Raw genomic sequence first — 21,528 nt, forward strand, 5'->3', positions numbered from 1 at the left:
GAGCAAGCCGGCCCACTCTGCAGCCTGCTCGCGCACACCTGGCGCGCGAGCAGGTGGACCTGTCAGTGGGCCTCGGTACGGTCCGAAGGGACTCGGACGACGCGGCAGGAAGGAGCTAGACCATGCCCAGCAAGCGACGCAAGGCGATCCCACACCTAGAGCGCTTGAAGGTCTGGGTCCGCTCCGGAGGGCGGTGCGCCATCTGCGGGCGCTACCTGCTGGAGGGCGCGCTGGCTCATCTCGAGGTCACGCTCGGCGAGCTCGCCCACATCGTTGGCCAGCAGACGACCGAAGGGTCCCCCCGCGGGGAGCACGAGCTGCCCGAGGGGGAGCGTGACAAGGCCGAGAACCTCATGCTCCTGTGCGCCGGGGAGCACGACGAAGTCGACCGGGCCGGCTCGGTCGACGTCCTCACCGTCGAGCGGCTGCGGAAGATCAAGAACGAGCACGAGGCGTGGATCTTCCGGATGACCGGCCTGGAGCGGAACCGTGGCACGGCCGTCCTGCGCATGATCGGGATGGTCCGCGGGAACGCCGTCGAACTGTCGCGCCCGGCAGCCTCCGACGCAGTCCTCCGCTCCGACGACCGCTTCCCGGACTTCCCGCTCAGCTACGAGCAGTACGGCTTCGAGATCGACCTGCGTCACGTCGCGCAGGAAGGCACCGACGCGTACTGGTCCGGGGCGCGAGCCATCATCGACGAGACCATCGAGCACAAGCTCAAGGAGGCGGTCCGTCGAGACTCGATTCGCCACCTAAGCGTCTTCGGGTTCGCCCGGCTCCCGCTGCTGGTCTACCTGGGCAGCCGGCTCGACGACACCTACGAGGTCGCCGTCTACCAGCGCCACCGGTCGACAAACAGCTGGGCGTGGCCCGACGACGCAGACCCCGTCGAGCTCGACGTGGAGACCTACCCCGCCAGCGATTGCAGCTCCAGCGACGCCGTGCTCGTGCTCAACGTCGCGGGCACCATCCAGCCGGAGGAACTCCCCCACGAGGTGTCGACGTACCGACGTCTGGTGCTGTCACCCGTAGGGAAGACGCCCGCCGTTGACCTGATCTCCTCACCGACAGCCCTCGAGAGCTTCTCCAGGCGCGTCCGAGAGCTGCTCTCCGAGCTGGAGGTGACCGACAAGCAGATGCCGGCACTTCACGTCTTCGCGGCACTGCCGCTGTCCGCCGCTGTCGCCCTCGGCCGGGCCCGTGACCCGCACGTCCACCCCCCGTTCGTCGTGTACGACCGCGCCGACGGCTCCTACCGACCCGCGCTGGAGATCTCGTGAATCTGACCGGCTACTTCAAGGCGTTCCTCGACAACACCGTCGACCTGAACCAGACCCGGCTCGACCAGCTCGACAGTCGGGTGGCCTCGATCGTCAACGTGCTCGAGAACGACAGCGAGCTCGGCGAACACGTGCGCGAGCACATCCGCCAGGGCTCGTGGGCGCACCGGACCATCATCAAGCCGCTGAACAACCACGAGTTCGACGCCGACATCCTCCTGCGCCTCGACGAGGAGCAGGAGTGGGACGAGCAGCAGTACCTCGACGAGGTCTGGGCCGCCCTGCGTCGCTCGTCGATGTACCGCCATATGGTGAAGAAGAAGAACCGGTGCGTCCGCGTCGTGTACGCCGGCGACTGTCACGTCGACGTCGTGCCCCACGTCCACCTCGCCGACGGTCGCCAGGTCATCGTGAACTACGAGGAGGCGGTGTTCGAGGAGACCAACCCAGAGGGCTTCACGGCCTGGATGAAGGAGCGCGACACCCTCGCGCACCGCAACCTCCGCAAGGTCCTGCGCCTGCTGAAGTACCTGCGCGACTACAAGCAGACGTTCAGCGTGCCGTCGATCATCCTCACCCTGCTCGTCGCCGAGCGTGTCACCGCCTGGGACGCCGACGAGCGCTACAAGGACGTTCCCACGGCGCTGAAGAACCTGCTCGACGACCTCGACACGTGGCTCCAGATGTACCCGACGATGCCCACGCTCGAGGACCCCAGTTGCCCGGGCACGACCTTCAACCACCGCTGGGACCAGGCGCAATACGAGAACTTCCGCACCAAGATCGCGAGGTACTCCGGCTGGGTCACCGAGGCCTACGACGAGACCGACAAGCAGAAGAGCATCACCGCCTGGAAGCGCGTGTTCGGTGACGCCTTCAAGGCCCCCGCAGCTCTCAGCGCCGCGTTGAGCTCAGCACGTACGGACGAGGCGCCCGTCCTGCTTCCTCGTGCTCCCAAGGAGCAGTACATCGAAGAGCGCGGGTACGAGATGGTGCTCAGCCACAAGGCTCAGATCACGGCCATGGTGCTCAAGAAGGACGGGTTCCGGTCAGGGCCCCTGCGCCGGCTTGGATCAGTCGGCAAGCACCGGAGGGTGCGCTTCAGCGTCACGACAGATGTTCCCGGCCCCGTCGACGTGTTCTGGAAGGTCCGCAACGTCGGACCGGAGGCGGCCCACCAGCTTCGAGGCGAGATCAGCAAGGACGACGGCAGTCTGAGCCGCACCGAGCCGACCATGTACCGCGGACGCCACTACGTCGAGGTCTACATCGTCAAGAACGACCGGGTACTGGCGATGGACCGGCACGACGTCCCCATCTCCTAGTCCTTCGACGTCAGCGGCTCCGCATCCGAGCGAAGGTGGTGCCAAGCCTCCGGCGCCCTGGGCTCCTGTGCACAGGGCCGGGCGCCGCTCACACCTCGAGGCTCGTCTCCACGGGCAGCGACGCGTACGCACTGCTGCTGGTTCCCACTAGCGAGGCGAGTTGCGAGCCGACGTCATCTGCGGTCAGGTCGACGCCGTCCGTCCGCACGATGACGACCAGACAACTGCCCTGTCGGTCGTCGACCGCTGCCCACCAGCCGTCTGGCGCCCAGGGGGTCAGGTCGTCGAGGAGGGCCTGTCCGTCAACGACCAGGCGGAGCCGGTCCGAGCCGATGACGAGGTGGCCGTCTGACTTGGATGGCAGCGGCTCTCCGAACCGCACCCAGCCCCGCTGGAGGAGCTGGGGAACGAGGACATCGGCCTCGTCGGTGGTCGCCATCAGCGCCGGAATCGGGTGCTGCCCCGGGACCAGCGTCTTGGCGTACACGAGGTCACGATAGGGGCCCAGCTCGGAGGCCTTGAGAGGCTTCGGCAGCGCTCTCGATTCAGGGCACGACGGCCGTCGGCTCCTCGGCCAGCGTCTCCTCATTGTGGTTCGCGACCGGCGGCGTGGAGGCGGCTGATTAGTCCCACCAGAGGCTGATGACGGTCGCCTGGTCGACACCATTGCGCGCTTCGAGCCCGGTGCCCGTCCACTGCGGTTCGGTGGAGTCCCAGCCGGACCAGGCTTCTGCGACGGCCGCCTCGGCCTGGCCCGGCCACGCCTGCGACAGTTGCTCGACCACGGCGGCGGCAGCCGGGGCGGGTATGCAAATGGCATCAACGCGCAGCGCGCTGTAGGAGGCGTTGACGGACCCGCAGAGGCGGCCGCCGTACTTCTTTCCGATGTCGACCAGCCAAGCCGCAGGCGGCTGGTCGTTCGGGCGCTTCTCGGCAGCCGAGGGGACCTCCGAGAGCGCGGCGCGCAGCACCGCAGGCGGTGCGTCGGAGAACCGGAAGTACCGCGTGGCGCCTGTCGGTCCCTGCTGCGCTGGCACCGCGGCGTCGGCGTGAGGCAGGAGCAGCTCGGTCAGCCGCCGCCCCACCGACGCATCTGCTGTGCTGGTCGTCACCCCGAGAAGTCTCCGCGTGTGGACCAGGCCGGGCAACCAGGTTCGCCCGCTCGTTGACCGCGCACGGTCATCCCCGTGGCACCGGGAGCTCGGGCGGCTGGCAGATGGCCTCGACGGTCGCGACCGCTTCCTCGAGACGCAGCGGTTCGTGGCCGAAGCAGCAGAGCTCGACGACCAAGTAAGCGGCGGGCAGTCCCAGCCGCTCGGCACGGTCACACAGCTCGATCGACCACTCGGCGTACTCGCGGGTCCACCTGAAATGCTCGAACTGGTCGGCGCCAGACCGGATGCCCCCGAAGAAGGCGGCGACCAGGCGGGTGCGAAGGTCGCCTTCCGGCTCCTCGGCTGACGTCGTCACCGCGCCATCTTCAGCGGAGGGTCGGCCACCGCCGCGATCGCGGAGGAGGCGGACGTCGCCCGCTCGCCCGGCACGTCGACTGAGGCGATCGCCTCCGCGGCGATCAGAAGCTCGACGGGGTCTCCCGTCCAGGTGGGCACGAGCTTGAGCGCGATGTCGCGCACGGCGCGCGTGATCTGCCCGCTTCGCTCGGCAGCGCGTACCTCGTGACGCAGCGAGATGTCGATGAACCGTCGGCGGTACTCGGGCAGCTCGTCGTCGATGTAATCGGCGGCCTCGCGGCTCGTACCGGCACATTCCCGGTGGTAGCGAGCCGTCGCCAGTCTTTTCACGGCCGTGCTGAGCAGCCACTCGTCGCTGGACCTCCAGCCTGCTTCGCGCATGGCCGCCATCACCCGTTCAAGGTCGCTGTTCACCGGCTCGTGTCTCCCACGGCGAGGACGGCGCGAGCGGTCATCAGCAATTCGGCACTGCCGGTGCCGGCCCAAGTTGGGGAGCAGCGCGTCGAGCACCCGGGCCTCGTCGACGCCGTTCTCACCGCGGAGCGATGCGCCGTACAGCTCCCGCGCGATCGCGCTGCGAGTCCTCTGCCGCGCCGCGTTGACGTTGCCTCGCGTTGCCTGGAGCTGTGCCAGCTCGCGTCGATCGCGCGCCCGGCGCAGCACGTTGTCGGCCCACTCATCCCCGGTGAAACCGACCTTCTGCCACGCTCCCGCTCGTTCACGCAAGCTCTCCTGCTAGTCGGGCGGGCCAGGTGAGCTTGGCCCGATTCGGTCGGTTCACGCCGACGCCGGTCCTGCAGTCGTGAATTACCGATGCGACAGTGCGGGTCGTCCACGATGCCCGCGCCCTCCTGAGAAAGCCGCGCGACCTGCACATGCCGCCGATGATGTCGCGCAGAGCGGACAGCGATCACGGACGAAGTGGTCGACGGGTCCGGTTCAGCTCAGCCGAGGTGGACTGCTTGTCACCGCTCGTGGACAGCCGGTCTCGAGAGCTCGGTAGCGCCCGATGGTCCTGGCATCGCGACGGTGTCCACCGGACCGTCTGCGGCATGACGACTCCCCGCACGACTTTCCGCCAGCGGCTCGACCAATTGCGCGCCCTGTCGCGTCCTAACCTCGGACAGACGTTCGACAGGCCTGGTGAGCAGATGCTCCTGCCTCTTGGCTCCAGCGATCTGGCCGTGACCAGGTCCAACGATGACAACGCGGTAACCGGCGCAACTCCGACATCGGGTGCTCGGTCTCGGAGTTGAAACCAAGCTCATTGCCTTGATTGAAGTGGTCGGCACGGTGCGGGTTCCCAGCGACAAGGAGCCCACCATGAACGACCTCCTGGCCAGCTACCACCCCGACATCGTGCCCCTGGTGCACATGTGCCGACGCTTGCTTAAGGCATCGGTTTCCGCACCAGCGGCCTTCAGCAAGATCTGTCTTCCGCGCTGGACGATCGTCCTGGCCCGGGTGTCCGACGAGTCTCGCAAGAAGTTCCAGGACAACCTCGACGAAGACCTGGACTGGCTCTGTGGCAACCCGGCGGCCGCCTGGGTGAAGGCAAACGTCACCGACGTAGAGGCCTTCCGAGCGACTGCGGCCGGCGAGCGCGCACGCGCCAAGGTCGGCATGGAGCCCCTCTACGCCCCAGGCACCAAGAGGCTCATCGGTGGAGTTCTCGCCCGCGACGGTTGGCTGTTCGTCTTCCTCCTCTCGTCGGCGGCCAAGGCCGACCTGCCGCAGGGGCGCAACGCCGCCACGGAGGCGATCCTGGCCTGCCTCCTGGCGGCTGCGCACCACGACCCGCACGACCGCGACGGCCGTCCGTTGCTATACGCGCACTCCCTCGACCGGATCCTCCGGGCCGAGGAGTACGCCTGGGCCGTCCACTTTACACTCACCCGCACCTATGCCCTCGTCAACGCCGCAGGAACCGAGTTCGACGCCCTCGGCGCCAATGCCAAGGACGCGTGGACCCTGATCACCTTCGGCGCCTCCCGTGGACGCGACGACACAGCACGCCGCTTCCTCATCGCCAGGCTCAACAAGGCCCGCGCCGGCAACTGGCCCGGCAACGCGGTCGGCCTTCCCCGAGGATTCGGGCCGACGACCGACCTCGGCTCCGACGGTCAACCCCTCCCGAACCCGAGCGACGAGCAGCGCAGCGTGCGACGACCTGTCCCCGACCGTCGCCAGCAGTGGGAGGTCCAGACCATCGTCACAGCCGCACTGAACCCTGAGGTCACCACTTGGGCCGCGCTGGCCCGCGCCTGCGGCGCTGCCGGCGTCACCTCGCGAGGCGCTGACGAGACCGGCACTCCCCTGTCCGAGCTGCGGGACCTGACCTACGCCGGCCGGCTCTTGCTCACTCCCGACAAGATCCGCGCCTACTGCACCGGCCTGCTGCGCCACACCGAGACCGGAGTGACACCAGGGCAGTTCAACCCCGGCGACGGCCATCGCCTCGTACCACGGTTCCCCGGGGACGCCTTCGGCTCGGTCACCTACGACGTGCGGGTGGGCCGGCCTGAAGATCACGGATGGACCTGGGGCATCAGCCCAGAGCAGTGGCGCGATGTCCTGATCAAGTTCTGGCTTCCACGAGCTTTCAGCCCTCGGGACTGGAGCTGGAAGGACACGCCTGCTGAGTGGGGTTGGAACGAGATCCTCGAGGCCGCGCGTCAGGGTCAGCCACAAGACGTCGGCCGAGCCGCCTCCGACACCGAGATGCGACCGTTCTCAGGGCTCATCAAGTGGAATGACGCCACGCATCGCCACCTGCTGCGTTGCAGCAGCTCCGAACGCGGGAGAGAGGACCGCTACGAGTGGCGGCGGCAGGCTCACGCCGAGGCCCGCGGCTCCACCTCGGGGGCCAGCTACACCATGAGCAGCAACGACGGCGAGTCTGTCTCCAGCTGGCCCGTCAAGGAGTTCCATGCAGCCTGGGCGAACCTGGCCGAGGAGCTCGTCGTCGGACTCATCGCAGACGACCCACACGTCCTCCCCTCGGTCCTGCCCGCCTGTCCTGGGCCGGACGCAGCGGAGCTACGACCAAACCTCGACAGCCCTGCACGGGCAGCCCGGGCGCGCGAGGAAGCGGCTCTACGAGACGTTGTCCGGACCCATGCGAAGGACGTGGACGCTCTGTCGCTTTCCGCCGCCCAGAAGCGGGCGGTTGGGGCTGAACAGGCGGCCGCGCGGTACGAGCGCCTCGTCGACACCACCGCGAGCGCGCATGAGCAGGCTGAGCGGAAGCTGCAGGCCCTGCTTGCAAGCCCGTTGCCTACTCCTGCCGACGACCGTGCTCCGCTCGCCGACTTCGGACCGCCCGCGGCGATCCTTGCTGCCCTGACCGGCCCGTTCGCCACGGGACGCGCCCCCAAGACCCTTCGCGAAGCCCTCCGAGCCTTTGGTGGAGGTAACACCCGGCTTCACGAGGTGGACGCCACGACCGTGCGACTCGACGTCACCGTCGCCGTTCGCCGAACGGACGGAACCCTCAAGACCGCGTCCGGCTCCACCCTCCTCAGACGAAGCCGTCCCAATCTCGAGACCAGGGAAGCCCGAGCACGGCGCGAACAGGCCAAGGTCGAGCTCGCTCGCAAGTGGTTCTACGACGGCATCAGCCTCGACACCCTCGCTCGACTCGCCGGCACCACACCGACTCACGCACAGCGAATCGTGCGCGAACAGCTCGCGACAGGAGACGTCCGAAGCGCCGGTCAGGCTCTGCTCGATGAGCTCGCCGCATCGAGGATCCCGCAGCGTGGGCTCCGCGCCGCCATCGCAGCACATCCGATACCCGAAGCGCGGGCATGCGTCTGGAGCGACTTCCACCCGACCGACGCGGTGCCGCAGCACCTCCACCCCGACTTCCCGGCCGTGGTCCGCGCCACCTACCGCCAATCAACTCATGGCTGGGACCCGCGGACACCGCTGCTAGACGCACGCTCCGACCACCGCATCGACGCGATCACGGTCCTCCGCCACCTGCCCGATCCGAGCAGAACGGTTCGCTCTGACCACCTCGCCGCCCTTCTTGGTGTCCCCGTCCGCCACATCAACACGATCAGCGGTGGCAGCACGCGCACACAGACCCCCCTGCCTGCAAGCCTTCGGAGAGGCACAGGGTGGAACCGCACCACGGCGGGCGTCGGTCAGAACGCTCACCGATCGGTGGGCCTCATCCGCTGCCCGTGGACGGACTGCCCCTCCCCGACCGCCGACGTGGTGCTGCTGCTCCCCGAAGTCGTGATCGGAACGGACTCCAGCGTGATCTGCCGCAACTGCCGGCGGCCGCCGACCCGCAACGTCAGCTTTCCCCGGAGCTACATGACTGTCGCCGCGAGCGTCGAGACCCGCGCAGGCACCTGGATTCGCTGCTGGTCCCCCGAGTGCACCACCGACCTTGGAGCGGGTCCAGCAGTGATGTGGCGCTGGAACGACGCGCCTGCCAGCGCCGTCGACGCCCACCCGGCATGCGCGGACGCGGGCAGCCACGGGGCAACTAACAAGGCCATCCGGTTGTGGGCGAGCGGCCACGGTCACGCTGTCGCAGACCGAGGCAGGATTCCTGCCCAGGTCCGTGCCGCCTACGAGGCCCACCAAAAGGCCGAGCTCACCTCCTAGGGCAGCCCGCCTGTCGGCTGGGCAACGCGAACGACGAACGCGGGCTGAATCGACGGTCCTCCTGACTCGATTGACGTCCGGGCCGAGCCCCGGACGGTGCGGGCCGTGGACAGCGGACTCGGTTGGGACTCACTCGCGCGGGCGATGTCAGCGCGCCCCGATGTACTGCGTCTGGCGGGCGCTCAGCCAGGCGCAGAACACGACTACCGCTCCGCACCCTGGCCGGCCGAGGAACCCGATCGTCCCTTCGCGGTGTACCTGGCGGAAAACCTCCGCTACTTCACGCTGGCCCTCGACCTCGACGCGGACGGAGCATCGGGTCGCAAGCAGCGATCCGCTCTTCGACGATTCCTCACCAAGGCCGGCGTGTCGTTCGTGGAGGCGGTCTCGGGGCCTGCCGGACACTGCCACCTCATCTCGACCTGGCCGCACGGCATCTCCGCCGACGACGCAGCCGAGCTTGGACGAGTTCTACGTGCCACAGCTGCACCGGACCTGGACATCTCAGGCCTGTCGAACCCGAGGACCGGTTGCATCCGTCCGCCGGGCGCCCCGCACCGTGGGGGTGGCCGCAGCGAGATCGTCGGCGAAGCCGCCACCGCCCTGCAGGTGCTGCGCCAGGGCAACCCGAGCGCCGCCTTCCTCAGGCTTCGCCAGCTGACAGGCGCCGGTCCTCGAGCAGACCGCCGCACCCGGCTTGAGGACGAGGCGGTGCTGTTGGCGCTTCCCGTCGTGGGCGGGGAACGCCAGCTCCCCCGACCGCGGCGCGATCTGTCGCTCTCCCAGCAGCAGCGGCTCCGAGACGGCGACCCCAACGCGACTTCGAGGTCGGTCACCGCAGCATCTCTTGCAGCTTCCATGGCCTGCGCCGGGTGGTCCTTCGCTGAGTTCCTCCAGGCCGTACTCGACCACGACAACATGGGGCTCGAGCACCTGCGCAGCCGACGCGCCGTCGGCACGTTGCGAGCTCGACGCGACGTCAAACAAGCCGCCCAACGCATGTGGAGGGGCCGCCTCGCGTGGTTGTTGGCCAATCCGCGCGAGTGCGATACCCGCGCCCTGCCGCCCGTCGTGGACGACGTCGCCAACGCAGCAGGGGCAGACCCCGCACGCTGGGCAGGGCAAGGGGGCCCGTCAGAGCGTGCAGTGCTGGAATTCCTGCTCGCCCTGGCACGCAGGTGCGGGACAGCCGCCGTCGCATGTGACGTACGCACGCTTGGGTTGGAAACGGGGGTTAGTACGAGCGCGGCACACCGAGCGATCGATCGGCTTCGCCGGGCCGGCTGGCTCGAGCAACTCGCTCCCGGACGAGGACGCCTAGCAGCGACGTACGCGCTGCAGGTCCCCAGGGACTTCAAGGTCGATCTCGTAGGCCTGACCTCAGGTGGGACACTAGACCGGCGCCCCAGCCCCCGCGGGACACCCGCCAGTCTGCCGCGTCCCCGTCCGACCTTCGAGGTAGGCCTCGCCGCGCGCGCGCACGATGCGATGACGTCCTCAGGGCTCGGCCGCTACGCCGGAGTGCTCCTGGACCTGCTCCACCGCGACACATCCTCCGTCACCGATCTCGTCCTGCGCTCCGGCCTCAGGGCGCGCACGGTGCGTCATCACCTCGCACGCCTCCATTCGGCAGGACTGGCCACGCTCGACCACGACGCCCGTTGGCACGTCGACCTCGCATTCCTGCCCCAGGCCGCCCGTCACCTTGGCACCACCGGCGCTGTCGTAGCACGCCGCGAGCAGATCGCCCAAGACCGGACCACCTGGGCGTGGTGGCTCGCCGATCATGCGGCAGAGCACGGGTTCGCCACTCGGCGTGGCCTTCGCAGCCTCGGCTGGTCAACCACGCGAGCTGGCGTCCCCTGTCCTCGACGCCCCTTCCCCGTGAGCGAGGACGGAAGGCGTGTATGGACTGCCGGGGCCGGCCTTGTGGGTGCCGGGATGGGACCCATGCCCGAAGAACTCGGGCTCTTCACCAGCACTGACCCGGTCCTGAACCCTCTGCACCAGAGCAAGGGACCAGCGACGTGGGTTCTCCACCGACGAAACAGCAACGTGTCCCGTGAAGGCCGAGGGCGCACGGCTCTGTGTCCAAGAGCTGCCAATGACGAGACTTCGATGGCCTAGGCCGGTGCGGAAAGCAGCCTGATGCCGTCAGCAACGTGCGACCATCCCGACCCGCTTCGGGAGTGCATCCCCGGCCGACGCACGAGCCGGTGCCCGCACCACCAGAACCGCGGCCCTCCGGAGCTGCTTCGGTCGCCATCCGTTCAGACTGCTCGATCGCGCAGGCGTTCTGGGCCGAAACCACGGCGGAAAACACCGCAAGCGCAAATTCGATCACCGTGCTGTCCGACCAGTCTCGTTGCATTGCAACAAACCGGAAGGACACATCTTGGCCCAAACGCTCGCAGCCGCGCAGAACCACATCGAACAGCTGCCCCCAGTGCCAACCCTCACGCTAGGCCTGGCTCCAGGCATCGACCTCGAGTTCGTAAGCGACGTCCCCGACAGCGCCGCCGACCGCCGCCTCGCCGTGCGGAACTCAACCCTTTACGCCATCATCGGTCACCGGACTGATACCCAGCTCCCCTTCCTCGGCGGCTACGTGGGGATGTCCCAAGCGCTGCACTCGACAAGAGCGGGCATCTCCTGGACACACTGGGTCGTCGCTCAAAGGGCGATCCGCCCGACGGGCATGGCCCTGCTGCACTGCCGTGTCCCGCCAAGGAGTGACCAGCTCCTCGTTCTCGAGAGCCGCGTCATCCAGCGGCTGAGCACCGACCTCGGGACGCTCGCCCTTACCAACACGCACACGGCCGCAGAGACCGCCGCCGGGCGCCTCGCCAAGCGTCCGAGGGCGCTTCAGGCAACGCTGTACCTGGCCGACACGGTCGCCGAACACCTCCATCAGGCGGCACTCGGAGGCCGCCACAACCCCTGGCCCGCGCCGGCCCCGAATGCCCGCGAGGCCGCCGTGCGCATCGTCCTCCGAGCGAGCCAGCTGGAAGGAAGAGCACTCGACACCACCGAGGTCGTCGAGCGGCTCGCGGAGTCCGGCTACACGACCAACGGCAGCACTCGCTGGCGCTCGGTTCGCCGCGACCTAACCCGCAGAGAGCAAGACACGCACTCCCCTCGCATCCGTGCCGTCAATCACCGAGCACGGGTCGTGTACCACGCCCCCGCACTGGGCCTCACTGAGGCGCTCCGCGAATACGACCGTGTTCACCCCCGGCACGGGGGGTAGCAGCAACCCTCACCTGCAACGTGCAGCACGACGAGGGATCCCCGAACAGCTCACTCGCGCTTCCACTCGCGCCGTCACTACCGGGAGCAGAAGGGCAGCTTCCAGGTGACTTCAAGCATCCAACAGCCGCGCCCGCAATGGCCTCCGACCTGGGAGCAGCGAAACATGAGCTGCTTCGCCACCGCTCAGTTCGAGCGTTCTACCGCACCCGGCACACCGCACCTGACGGATGTTGATGGGCAGCCCGGTGGCTTCCTCGGCCATTCCGCGGCCACCGAACTCGACGAAGTCCATGTCGAGGCATCGCCGAAGCGCGAGCTCAAGAGCCTGCTGGTTGTCGCGCCACATCCGGACCGCGTCATCCCACATGTCTTCGGACCGACTGACAACCCATCATCACCTCGCGTGCTGCCGGACTTCAATCTTCGTGAGGGCATGTAGAAGACAGTGGCCAGGCCCAACTTCCCGCCTCGGTCTCTTCCCCGCCACGATGCTCCAGACCGCCTCGTCCAGCTCGCGGGCGCAGAGCCGTCCGCTTCTCGTGGTTCTATCTCATCGCGTCAAAGAGGTGGCAGATGCCTGGGCAAAGGTCATAGAAGGCGGCGGGTGGCATTCATGAACCGGCCGCGTCTTGTCGGTGTCGTCGTTTACCGTGACGGCAACCCCGAGGAGGTCGAAGCTTGTCCGACGGACATGCAGAATCGACGCTGAAGCCGGCTGCGCGCAAGCTCGTCGCGCTCGTCGCGCAGAGCGGCGCCGGCCTGTCGGCTGCGGCGCTGCTCGAAGCCGCCCGGCGGACCACCCCGCGGCTGGCCGACCAGGTGTTCGCCGTGCTCGTCGGGGAGGCCCTCGCCGCCGGTGCCTTAGTCGAGGACGCAGGTGTGCTGAGCGTCCCCGGAGATGCATCGGCCCCTGATGCGGACCCGTCTCCGGCAGCGGAGCGTCGCGGCCGGGTCGTCTACGTCGACCTCGAGTCCGTCGTGCGCACGACCGACGTGGAACCGTTCACCGACAAGCGCATTTTCCAGCTCGGCGCTGTCCGCTCAGGCGCGGACGAGCAGTGGAGCGCCGAGTGGCCCGAGCTCGAACGGTTCCTCCAGCTGCCGGACGAGACCTGGGAGATCCGCTCCACTGCAGTGCGCGAACGCCACGCCGCGGAAGCGGTCGCCCCGGTCGACGCCCTCACGGCGCTGCACGCGTTCTGCGCCGGTGCGGACCTGCTCGTCACCTACAACGGCACCGTCGCCGACCTGCCGATGCTGACCGACGCATTCGCCCGGGAAGAGCTCCCCGGGCTCGACGTCGCCCACGTCGACGCCTACTACCTCGCCCTCGCGCTGTGGCCGGGCGCGGCCAGCCACCGGCTCGCGCAGCTGTGCGACGACCTCGGCGTCGACCGGACCGGGCTCGGCTGGCACGACGCCGTCGACGACGCCAAGCTCCTCGAGCTCCTCATCGGCAGCGCCCGGGAGGTCGTCGCCGCCTGGCCCGCCGACCTGCGCGAGCTCGTCGCCGCCGTCTGCCCCGACTCCGGAGCGTGGTCGCTGGTCCTGCCTGCCGACACCGAGGCCCCGGCCCTGCGTCAGCCGGACGTTGCCGCGGTGCTCGAGACGCAGCTCGCCGCGCACACGCCGCGGCGCCAGGCCGGGCCGGCCGGACGCCAGCCGCTACAAGTCGGGAGCGAGCTGCGCGACGCGACCGGACGCGTCAACCCGGGCCAGCTGGCGTCGATCGCCCGCGGATCCGCGGCACGGCCCCGGCCCGCGCAGGAGCAGATGACCGCGGCGATGCACGAGTGGGCCGACCGCGGGGTCCCCGCCATGGTCGAGGCACCCACTGGGACCGGGAAGAGCTACGCGGTCCTCGCCGCCGCCCTTGACTGGCTCGCCGGCGGCAGCGACCGGACCGCGATCATCACTACGTTTACCAAGCAGCTCCAGGCACAGCTGGCCGACGACGTGGTCGTCCTCGACGCGAACCTGCCCGGGCTCGGGCTGCTCGACTCCTGCGACGTCGTCAAGGGCCAGACGAGCCGGCTGTCGGTCCGCGCGCTCGTCGCCGCCCTCGCCGATGCCAGCAGCCTCGGCGGAAACAGGCCTCGGGAGCGGAACCGGTTCCTGACCCAGGCCGGCTTCCGTGAGCTGCTCGTCTTCATCACCTTGCGGTTCCTTGCCGCCAGCGGCGTCGAGTCCGGCTGGACCGCCCGGTCCGTCGACCCGGTCGACCTGCCGCCGTTCTTCTCCGGCTACCTGCCGAAGGCGGTGCCGGTGTGGCTGGAGTCGTTGTCGCAGGCGTCGAACGGCGAGTACGCGGCCACCGTCAACACCCCGATGGCCCAGCACACCGACGTCGTCCGTGAGGCGCTGTCGTCGCACCGGCTGCTGCTCGCCAACCACGCGCTGATGCTGGCCCACCTCGACGACCTCGCCGGGGTCGGCACCGAGACGCTCCTCATCGTCGACGAGGCCCACCAGCTGGAGGACGCGGCCACGTCGGCGCTGTCGACGGTGCTCGACTACCGCGCGGTCACCAACCTGCACGCCGACCTGGCCGCGTGGGTCCGTAACGCCCGAGCGGGAGCCAGCCGGGAGGCGGTCCAGGCTGCCGTGACCAACCTCGGCATGCTGCTCGAGGACGAGCAGCTGCCGCGAGCGGCCGCTCAGACGTTCGACGCGCGCAGCGGCTCACTGTCCCAAGTCGGCTCGCGAACCGTGACCCTCGCCTCCGACTACGCCGGCGTCGCCGGGCTCACGCAGGTACGGACGCTGCGGTCGCTGATGCTGCGCCTCGGCGGGCAGTGCCGGGCGTTGAACGGAGCCGTCGGCTCCTACGTGGCCGAGCACCGCGGCGTCCTGGACTTCTTCGAGGTCGAACGGGTCGCCGCACTCCAAGCCGGGTCCGGGCTGGTCACCGCGTCGGCGGAGAGCATCGTCGCCGACATCGACGACGTCGTCGGCCGCGCCACCGCCGCACCCTCCGACGACCCAACGGCGGGAGCAGCTCGGACTTCCCAGAGCGGTCCAGGTGCTCCGGGCGCTACGGGCGACCCGGGCGACGGCTCCGAGGACGACCCGGTCACCATCGCAGCGACGCGGGCCGACGACGCCTCGTTGCCGTCGGTCACCAACGACGAGGAGGGCGGGGTCGACGAGGAGGCCGACGACCTCGCCGCCACGAAGGCCGGCGACGTGCTCGACGGCGACCACGTGGTCCTCGGTGACCTGCCGCCCGGGGCGTCCAACCGGGTCGTGTACGCCAGCGAGCTCGAGCAGCTGCGCGGCGACCTGCGCTACTACAAGTTCTCCGTGACGTCGGCGCCCATCGAGCTCGGCGCCGACGTCGTCTGGCAGCAGTTCCTGGCCACGTTCGCGCGCACCTACTACGTGTCGGCGACCCTGCGAGTCGCGGGTCGCTGGGACTTCATCCGCACCCGGCTAGGGCTGGGCGGCGGCATCGCCACCCTCGCGCTCGACACCCCGTTCGACATGGGCCAGCAGGCCCGGCTGGTCTGCTTCTCCGACTTCCCGTCGTGGGCCGAGCAGTCCGAAGGGGCGATGCGGACCGTCGCGCACCAGCTCGCTGGCTACGCCGACGCGGTCGTCACCGAGGTCGACCAGGACGATCCCGACGTCCTCCAGGACCCGGACGATCTCCAGGACCCGCAGGCGGTCGGTGAGAGCCGCGGGGGGTTCGACGGGGGTGCGCTCGTGCTGACCACCGCTCGCTCGACCGCCGGCGGCATCGCGGAGTACTTGGCCACCGACCTGCGCCGCCGCCAGAACAGGACGCCGGTGCGGTCCGCGCTCGTGCTCGGCAACCGTCGTGGTGTCGACGAGTTCAAGGACCGCGAGTACGGCGGCGGGTTCCTCGTCGGTACCCGTGGGCTGTGGCAGGGCGTCGACATCGACGACGAGGCCCGTCTGCGGGTCCTGTGGATCAACAAGCTGCCGTTCGCGCCGTTCGCCGACCCCGTCATCGAGGCCCGCCGGGCCGTCGTCACCGAACGGGCCCTCGCCGGCCACGCGGAGGACCCGGACGCGGCTGCCACGTCGTTGTACTACCTGCCGCTGGCCGCGCTGCAGCTGCGCCAGGCCGCAGGGCGGCTGATCCGGTCCGAACGTCACCGCGGCGTCATCATCATCAGCGACCGCAAGCTCGCCGGTGCGACCGCGCTGCGCCGGGCCTACCGGCGCACGTTCCTCGGCTCGCTGGACCCGGAGCTGCTGCTCCCTGACCTCGACACCGGCGAAAGGGGCGGCGGGAACGTCGTCACGATGGCCGACGGCTGGGCGCGCATCTGGTCCTTCTTCGCCGAGCAGGGACTGCTCTCCGCGGCCCGCGCCGCCGAGCTGTCCACCCCGGACGCGCTCGAGGAGCACACCCTGCTGCCGTACACCCGCCAGATCCGCCGGCTGGCGATGACGCCCGTCGACGTCGATCAGCACCGGGCTGCCGGGACGCTGGAGGCGGAGGTGCTGACCCGGGCGGCGAAGATCGGCGGGCTGCTCGCGCTGCGCGACGAGCCGGCGGACCTGAAGACGTCGCAGCAGACGGTGATCTCCGCCGTGGCGGCCGGACGTAACGTCCTCGGGCTGCTTCCGACCGGGTTCGGGAAGTCGTACTGCTTCCAGCTACCCGCCCTGGTCCTGCCCGGGGTCACCATCGTCGTCTCGCCGCTGGTCGCGCTGATGACCGACCAGGCGCTGTCGCTGAACCGGTCCGTCGGCGGCGCCGTCCGGGCTCTCGTGGCGCCGCTGCGGGAGTCGAGCTCACGAGCGGGCAAGACCGAGGTGGCCGACCAGCTGCTCGGGCGCCGCGACCACGGCATCCGGATGGTGTACGTCTCCCCGGAGCGGCTGACGCAGCGCCGGTTCCGCGAGCTCGTCCGGTCCGCGGTCGCGTCTGGAGTCATCACCCGTATCGCGCTGGACGAGGCGCACACGTTCGTCCAGTGGGACGACTTCCGCCCGTCGATGGGCCGCGTCGAGATGTTCCTCGCCCAACTGCGCGCCGAGCATGGGCTCGCGGTGACCGCCTTGACCGCGACCGCGAACCGGACGGTGCAGGCCGGGCTGCGCGAAGGCGTGTTCGGGCTGACCCCCGACGTCGACGCTGACACGGAGGCCGCCGAAGGAGCCTCCGCCGATGGGCTCCTGACCGTGCGGGAGAACCCGATCCGGCCCGAACTGGCCATCTTCCGCCGCTCCATCGCCGCAGCCGGCCCGGCGATCAGCGGCGGCCTCGCCGAGGAGGTCGCGTCCGCGGTCACCGAGCACGCCATCTTCTACTGCCTGACGGTGAAGGAGGTCGTCGCCCTGTCGGCGCACCTGCGCGACTTCCTCGGCGACGGTGCTGCCCGGGTGCGCCGCTTCCACGGCCGGCTCACGGAAGCGGAGAAGTCGTCGGTCCTCACCGAGTTCCGCGAGGCGCCCAAGGCCGGGGAGGAAGGGTTCGCCCCGCTCATCGTGGTGGCCACGTCCGCGTTCGGGCTCGGCATCGACCGGCCCGACGTGCGCACCGTCTACTGCGCGTCCGCGCCCACCGACCTCGCGTCGCTCTACCAGCAGGTCGGTCGCAGCGGTCGAGACGCCGCCGGGAAACCGGCCCCGGCCGACGGAGACGACGCCCCGGCCAACGTCGGCCTCGCACTGCTCACCGGTCGCGGTCTGCGGACGGCACGCTTCATGACCTCCACCGACCTGAAGCCCGCCCTGCTGCACCGGATGGGCCAGGCGGTGCTGGCGTCCGGACCGGTCCTGAACGCGGCCAGGGTCGCGGACACCCTCATCGGCGAGGACGTCACCGCCGGGCGCCTCGACGCCGACGAAGCCGCGAAGTCACGCACCGCCGACGAGTACGCCGCCGGGCTCGTCCGGGCGTTCGCCGCGCTGGCGGCGCTGCACGCCGTCGACGACCTCGGCGACTTCCCGCCCCACGTCGCGGTCAAGGCCGGAGAGCTGCTGGCCGTCGCACCGCACCCGAGCGAGGCCGACCATGGCAGCGGCACCGCGGCGGACCCGCAGCTGGAGGCGGAGCTCGCTGCGCTGGCGGGCGTGGAAGCGACCGTCGTCGCTGCCGTCCTTGCGCTGCCGGTCCGCACGAGCGACCGGACGCTGCACCGGGCCCGGCTGTCGGTAGCCCGGCTCGACACTCACCTGACCCAGACCGTGCCCGGCTACCGCCTCGTGGCCGAGGACGCCGCCAGCACATGGCAGCTGCTCGCCGACCTGCACGACCGCGGCGTCCTCGACGTGTCCGCCGCCCCGTCGCGGCGCCTCGTGTCCGGACTCCGGGTGCACACGACGACGATGCCGCCCGGCTTCGGAGCGGCCGTGTCAGGCAAGGCAGCTCGCGCGGCGGTCGAGATCGGGTACCTGCAGGACTTCTTCTCCGACTCGACGGTGTGCGCGAACCGGAAGCTGGCCGACTACTTCGGCGTCGCCGACCTGCCACCGGGCTGCTGCTCTCACGCGGGCAACCGCTGCTCGGCGTGCTGGGCGCGAGGGGACTGGCCCGCCGGGCAGGTCAAACCGAAGGTGGCCGACGCGCTGGAGACGCCGAAGCCGCGACCGGCCGGCACCCGCACCGACGCGGCCTTCGCCGCAAGGCGCCTCGACGACAAGGTGTACCGGCTCGTGTGGGACGTCTACCAGGGGGTGCACGTGCTCGACCTGCAGCGGGCCCTGCGCGGCGACGACTCCCACTACAACCCGCGGACCAAGAAGCGCCGCCGGCTGCGGACCGCCCTGGTCAATTCGCGCCACTTCGGGTCCAGCCCGTCAGTGCGCCTCGGCGACATCGAGGACTCCCTGGCCCGTCTCCAGGACGACGACAAGGTCGTCCAGTTCGGGTCGGTGTGGCGCTACACCGGCCATGTGGCCCGGGAGGCCGCGAAGGCAGCCCAGGCGGCAGCCGCAGCAGCCGCAGCGGGGAGTGCGGCATGACCGACGTCATCGACCGGGTCCACGTCTGGCGTCCGTACGTCGACCCGCCCGTCCTGACCGCCGCCATGGCAGCCGGGCCCGCCCAGGTCCCCGCCGACGAGCTGGCCGTGCTGAGCGGGTACTTGGAAGCCCTCGTTGGAGCCCGGCCGGCGCCGGTGCACGTGAACGTGGCGTTTAACGCCGCCTACTTCGGCTACGACCTCGACTCCGGCGGCTACGTCGGCGGGCCGCTGGACCTCGACGCGTTCGTCCGTGTCGAGCACCGCACGTGCACGGCCGCGCTGCCGGTCGGCGCGATGGTCGCCGTCGCCACCGGAGCCGGGCCGCTCTACGGCGAGGTCGTCTACCGCGAGGGCAACCACCCGGCGGTCGGGGCGGACGCGGCCGTGCCCGCCTGGCTGTCCGGCGCTCCCGCAGGCGCAACGGACCCCACCACCGGCAGCAGCCCCAGCGACTGTACGCACGCGGCACCTGAGGGCGCAGCGGCGGTGGCCAGCGCCGAGAGGCTGGTCCTCGACTTCGACGCGTTCATATCCGGCTTTTCCGCCACCGAGGTCCAGCTGTCGAGGCTCCGGCGCAACGCCCGCTGGCTCGACCCGCGCGGCCACCTGCTGCTCGACGCCACCTACCCCGACGGGTCCACTACCGGGTCACCGGCTGGGTCGGAGTCGGCGCAGTACCAGCGGTTCCTGCTGACGAGCGCCTATGAGCAGGTGATGTCGGCAGCCGCGCCGTTGCCGCTGTCGACGGTGCTCGCCCCCGGCGCCGGCCCCGATGACATGGCTGACGCCCTCGCCGGGATGTTCGCGACCGTGGCCTACGTGCTGTCCCGGCTGGCGTCGGTGCGGCTGTGGGGCGCCTACGCCTTCAGCCGGGACGCGTTCGCCCGGCGGCTGGGTTCGACCGGTGCCCTGGGAGGTGAGGATCTCGCGCTGCTGGCCGGGCGCCTCGAGAGCGCGGCCGCCGCACCCCGGACGAGGAGACGTTCCGCAGCATCGGACACCACGGCGACGGCGTACACCGCGGTGGGTCCGCTGCTCGAGCTGTTCTCCGGCGCGGACGAACGTCTGCGCGGAGTCGAGTACGCCGCCGCCGTCGTCCACGCGAACACCGTTGTGGCCGACTTCGGCCGGCGCGAGTCCGACCCGGACACCGGCCTGCTCGCCGGGGACGTGTCGTTGCGCGTCGACGACGCCTGGCAGCACGGCGGAGTGTGGCGGACGCACCGTCCCGGCGTTGCCGAGCCCGGTCTTGACGTGGCCGAGCCGCTCGGCCTCGGCTGGCGGGAGGCAACAGGCCAGGTCGAGCCCGAGGTTCCCCAAACTGAGCCGCCGACGAACCCGGAACCCGAGCCCGCACCGGAACCGGAACCGCAGCCCGAGCCTGCTCTCCAGCCAGAGCCCGCCCCCGAGCCCGCACCAGAACCTGCCCCGGAGCCGGAGCCGGACGAGCTGAACGACGAGGGCCACGTCCTCAACGTCACCGACTCGCAGGTGATGTGGACGCAGACCCTGCGCCTGGTCCACCTGACGGGGTCGTACCTGCCCGTGCCGGCCAAGGTCACCGAGCTGTGGCACAGCTCCGTCTCCGACGGCACCGAGCTGCGTCTCGCGCTGCACCACGCCGGCGCCGAACTGGAGCCGGAGGAAGCGTCGCAGGCCGTCACTGCCCGCGACGGAGCCACGACGTGGACCGTCGCCGGCGTGACATGGCCGCTCGACTTCTACCCCGCCCTACGGCTCATGTGCACCTGGCAGCGCGGCGGGCGCGGCATCACCGCCTCCACGACCCTGCTCGACTTCCCCGTCACCGTCGACGGGCTCCTCATCGAGCACCGCTACGACGCAGCCGTCCTCACCCGCGACAACGCCGACCTCGGCCGGGGCCCCGGCAGCTGGAAGGCCACGCATTCCGGCAGCCAGGCCGAAGACGTCGCACCGACCTGGCCGGCACGGGTGCTGCGCGTCGTGCGCCAGGCCGGACGACTCGACCCCGACGGCCGCGCCACGCTCCCCCAGGCGAGGGCGATCGAGATCACCTGTGGACCGGAGGCCAGCGGCGCCGACCGCGCGGCGTGCGTGCTGGCCGTAGACGACCTGGTCTCCCAGGCGAAGCTGAGGCGTCTGCCGGCCGGGCTCGACGGCCGCCTGCGCTGGGTGAGCCCTCCCCTACCGGAAACGGTGCCGGTGACCGTGCTCGTCTACACCCCGACCGTGGTCGTCGGACCTGCCCGGAAGCCGAACGTCCCCGGCGTCCTCACGGGTCTCATTGCCGCCCGCACGCTCGACCCGCGGCTGCTCGTCGACGTCGAGGTCTCCCAGCACCTGCGAAAGCTGCAGCCAGGCCAGCAGGCCAGCCAGGCGCAGCGCGACGCCTATCGCGAGCAGCGCGAGACCTTCCACCTGAGCGGATCGTCTGACCTGCCGCCCGGATACACCTTCGTCCGCTCGTTCCGCCGCGGCAGTTGAGCGGACAGCACGGCTGCAAGCACGGCCGAGGAACTTCTCGGCCGCATCCACGCAAACCGGCACCAGGAGGTAAGGTCCGGCCCAAGCGTCACACTGGCACCCCCTTCGAGCAACATGCCGATTTGGACGAGGGCCTCACCAAGTGCCCCAGACTTGTGGAGGT

The 21,528-nt window shown here is 70.1% G+C and carries 12 protein-coding genes; 7 read left to right on the forward strand and 5 right to left on the reverse strand.

All coding sequences use genetic code 11. The features are described from left to right. Window positions 1-122: 122 nt before the first annotated feature. Together BMY04_RS13835 and BMY04_RS13840 are read left to right on the forward strand one after the other, a co-directional pair. Window positions 123-1,283, forward strand: a complete 1,161-nt coding sequence (locus BMY04_RS13835; protein WP_091181598.1) for an HNH endonuclease — start codon at window positions 123-125, stop codon at window positions 1,281-1,283. Beyond that, window positions 1,280-2,608 (forward strand): SMODS domain-containing nucleotidyltransferase, encoded by a 1,329-nt coding sequence (locus BMY04_RS13840; RefSeq protein WP_091181601.1) that lies wholly within the window; start codon window positions 1,280-1,282, stop codon window positions 2,606-2,608. The genes BMY04_RS13835 and BMY04_RS13840 overlap by 4 nt, the downstream gene beginning before the upstream one ends. A gap of 88 nt (window positions 2,609-2,696) precedes the next feature. On the opposite strand, the gene BMY04_RS13845 is transcribed toward BMY04_RS13840, so the two are convergent. The 4 genes from BMY04_RS13845 to BMY04_RS22385 form a co-directional block, all read right to left on the reverse strand. Beyond that, window positions 2,697-3,095 carry a hypothetical protein gene (locus BMY04_RS13845; protein WP_091181604.1) on the reverse strand — a complete coding sequence of 133 codons (399 nt, stop codon included), beginning with the start codon at window positions 3,093-3,095 and terminating at the stop codon, window positions 2,697-2,699. 136 nt (window positions 3,096-3,231) lie between these two features. Next, the gene (locus tag BMY04_RS13850) at window positions 3,232-3,720 is read right to left on the reverse strand and encodes a hypothetical protein (RefSeq protein WP_139209856.1); all 489 of its coding nucleotides are present in this window, start codon (window positions 3,718-3,720) and stop codon (window positions 3,232-3,234) included. Window positions 3,721-3,787: 67 nt separating this feature from the next. After that, a complete protein-coding gene (locus BMY04_RS13855; protein WP_091181610.1) occupies window positions 3,788-4,078 on the reverse strand; it encodes a hypothetical protein in 291 nt (96 codons plus the stop codon). Then, window positions 4,075-4,806, reverse strand: coding sequence for a hypothetical protein (locus BMY04_RS22385; protein ID WP_139209857.1), 732 nt, complete (start codon window positions 4,804-4,806; stop codon window positions 4,075-4,077). The genes BMY04_RS13855 and BMY04_RS22385 overlap by 4 nt, the downstream gene beginning before the upstream one ends. 597 nt (window positions 4,807-5,403) lie before the next feature. Here BMY04_RS22385 and BMY04_RS23355 point away from each other — a divergent pair. Continuing rightward, entirely contained in the window at window positions 5,404-8,703 is a 3,300-nt protein-coding gene (locus BMY04_RS23355; protein WP_232506397.1) for an Lsr2 family DNA-binding protein, read from the forward strand. A 1,497-nt stretch (window positions 8,704-10,200) separates the two neighbouring features. Here the strand turns inward: BMY04_RS23355 and BMY04_RS13875 are convergent. Then, a complete protein-coding gene (locus tag BMY04_RS13875; protein ID WP_091181624.1) occupies window positions 10,201-10,455 on the reverse strand; it encodes a hypothetical protein in 255 nt (84 codons plus the stop codon). 643 nt (window positions 10,456-11,098) lie between these two features. Here BMY04_RS13875 and BMY04_RS13880 point away from each other — a divergent pair. From BMY04_RS13880 to BMY04_RS22805, 4 genes are all read left to right on the forward strand, one after another. Continuing rightward, window positions 11,099-11,953 (forward strand): hypothetical protein, encoded by an 855-nt coding sequence (locus BMY04_RS13880; RefSeq protein ID WP_091181628.1) that lies wholly within the window; start codon window positions 11,099-11,101, stop codon window positions 11,951-11,953. A gap of 165 nt (window positions 11,954-12,118) precedes the next feature. Continuing rightward, on the forward strand, window positions 12,119-12,394 hold the full coding sequence (locus BMY04_RS22395; RefSeq protein WP_139209858.1) for a hypothetical protein: 276 nt from the start codon (window positions 12,119-12,121) through the stop codon (window positions 12,392-12,394). A 239-nt stretch (window positions 12,395-12,633) separates the two neighbouring features. Beyond that, on the forward strand, window positions 12,634-18,897 hold the full coding sequence (locus BMY04_RS13885) for a DEAD/DEAH box helicase (RefSeq protein WP_091181631.1): 6,264 nt from the start codon (window positions 12,634-12,636) through the stop codon (window positions 18,895-18,897). After that, on the forward strand, window positions 18,894-21,365 hold the full coding sequence (locus tag BMY04_RS22805; protein ID WP_170854136.1) for a hypothetical protein: 2,472 nt from the start codon (window positions 18,894-18,896) through the stop codon (window positions 21,363-21,365). Before BMY04_RS13885 ends, BMY04_RS22805 begins: the two co-directional genes overlap by 4 nt. The last annotated feature ends 163 nt before the right edge of the window (window positions 21,366-21,528 follow it).

The sequence above is a fragment of the Microlunatus flavus genome (assembly GCF_900110855.1).
In the GTDB taxonomy this organism is placed as follows: domain Bacteria; phylum Actinomycetota; class Actinomycetes; order Propionibacteriales; family Propionibacteriaceae; genus Microlunatus; species Microlunatus flavus.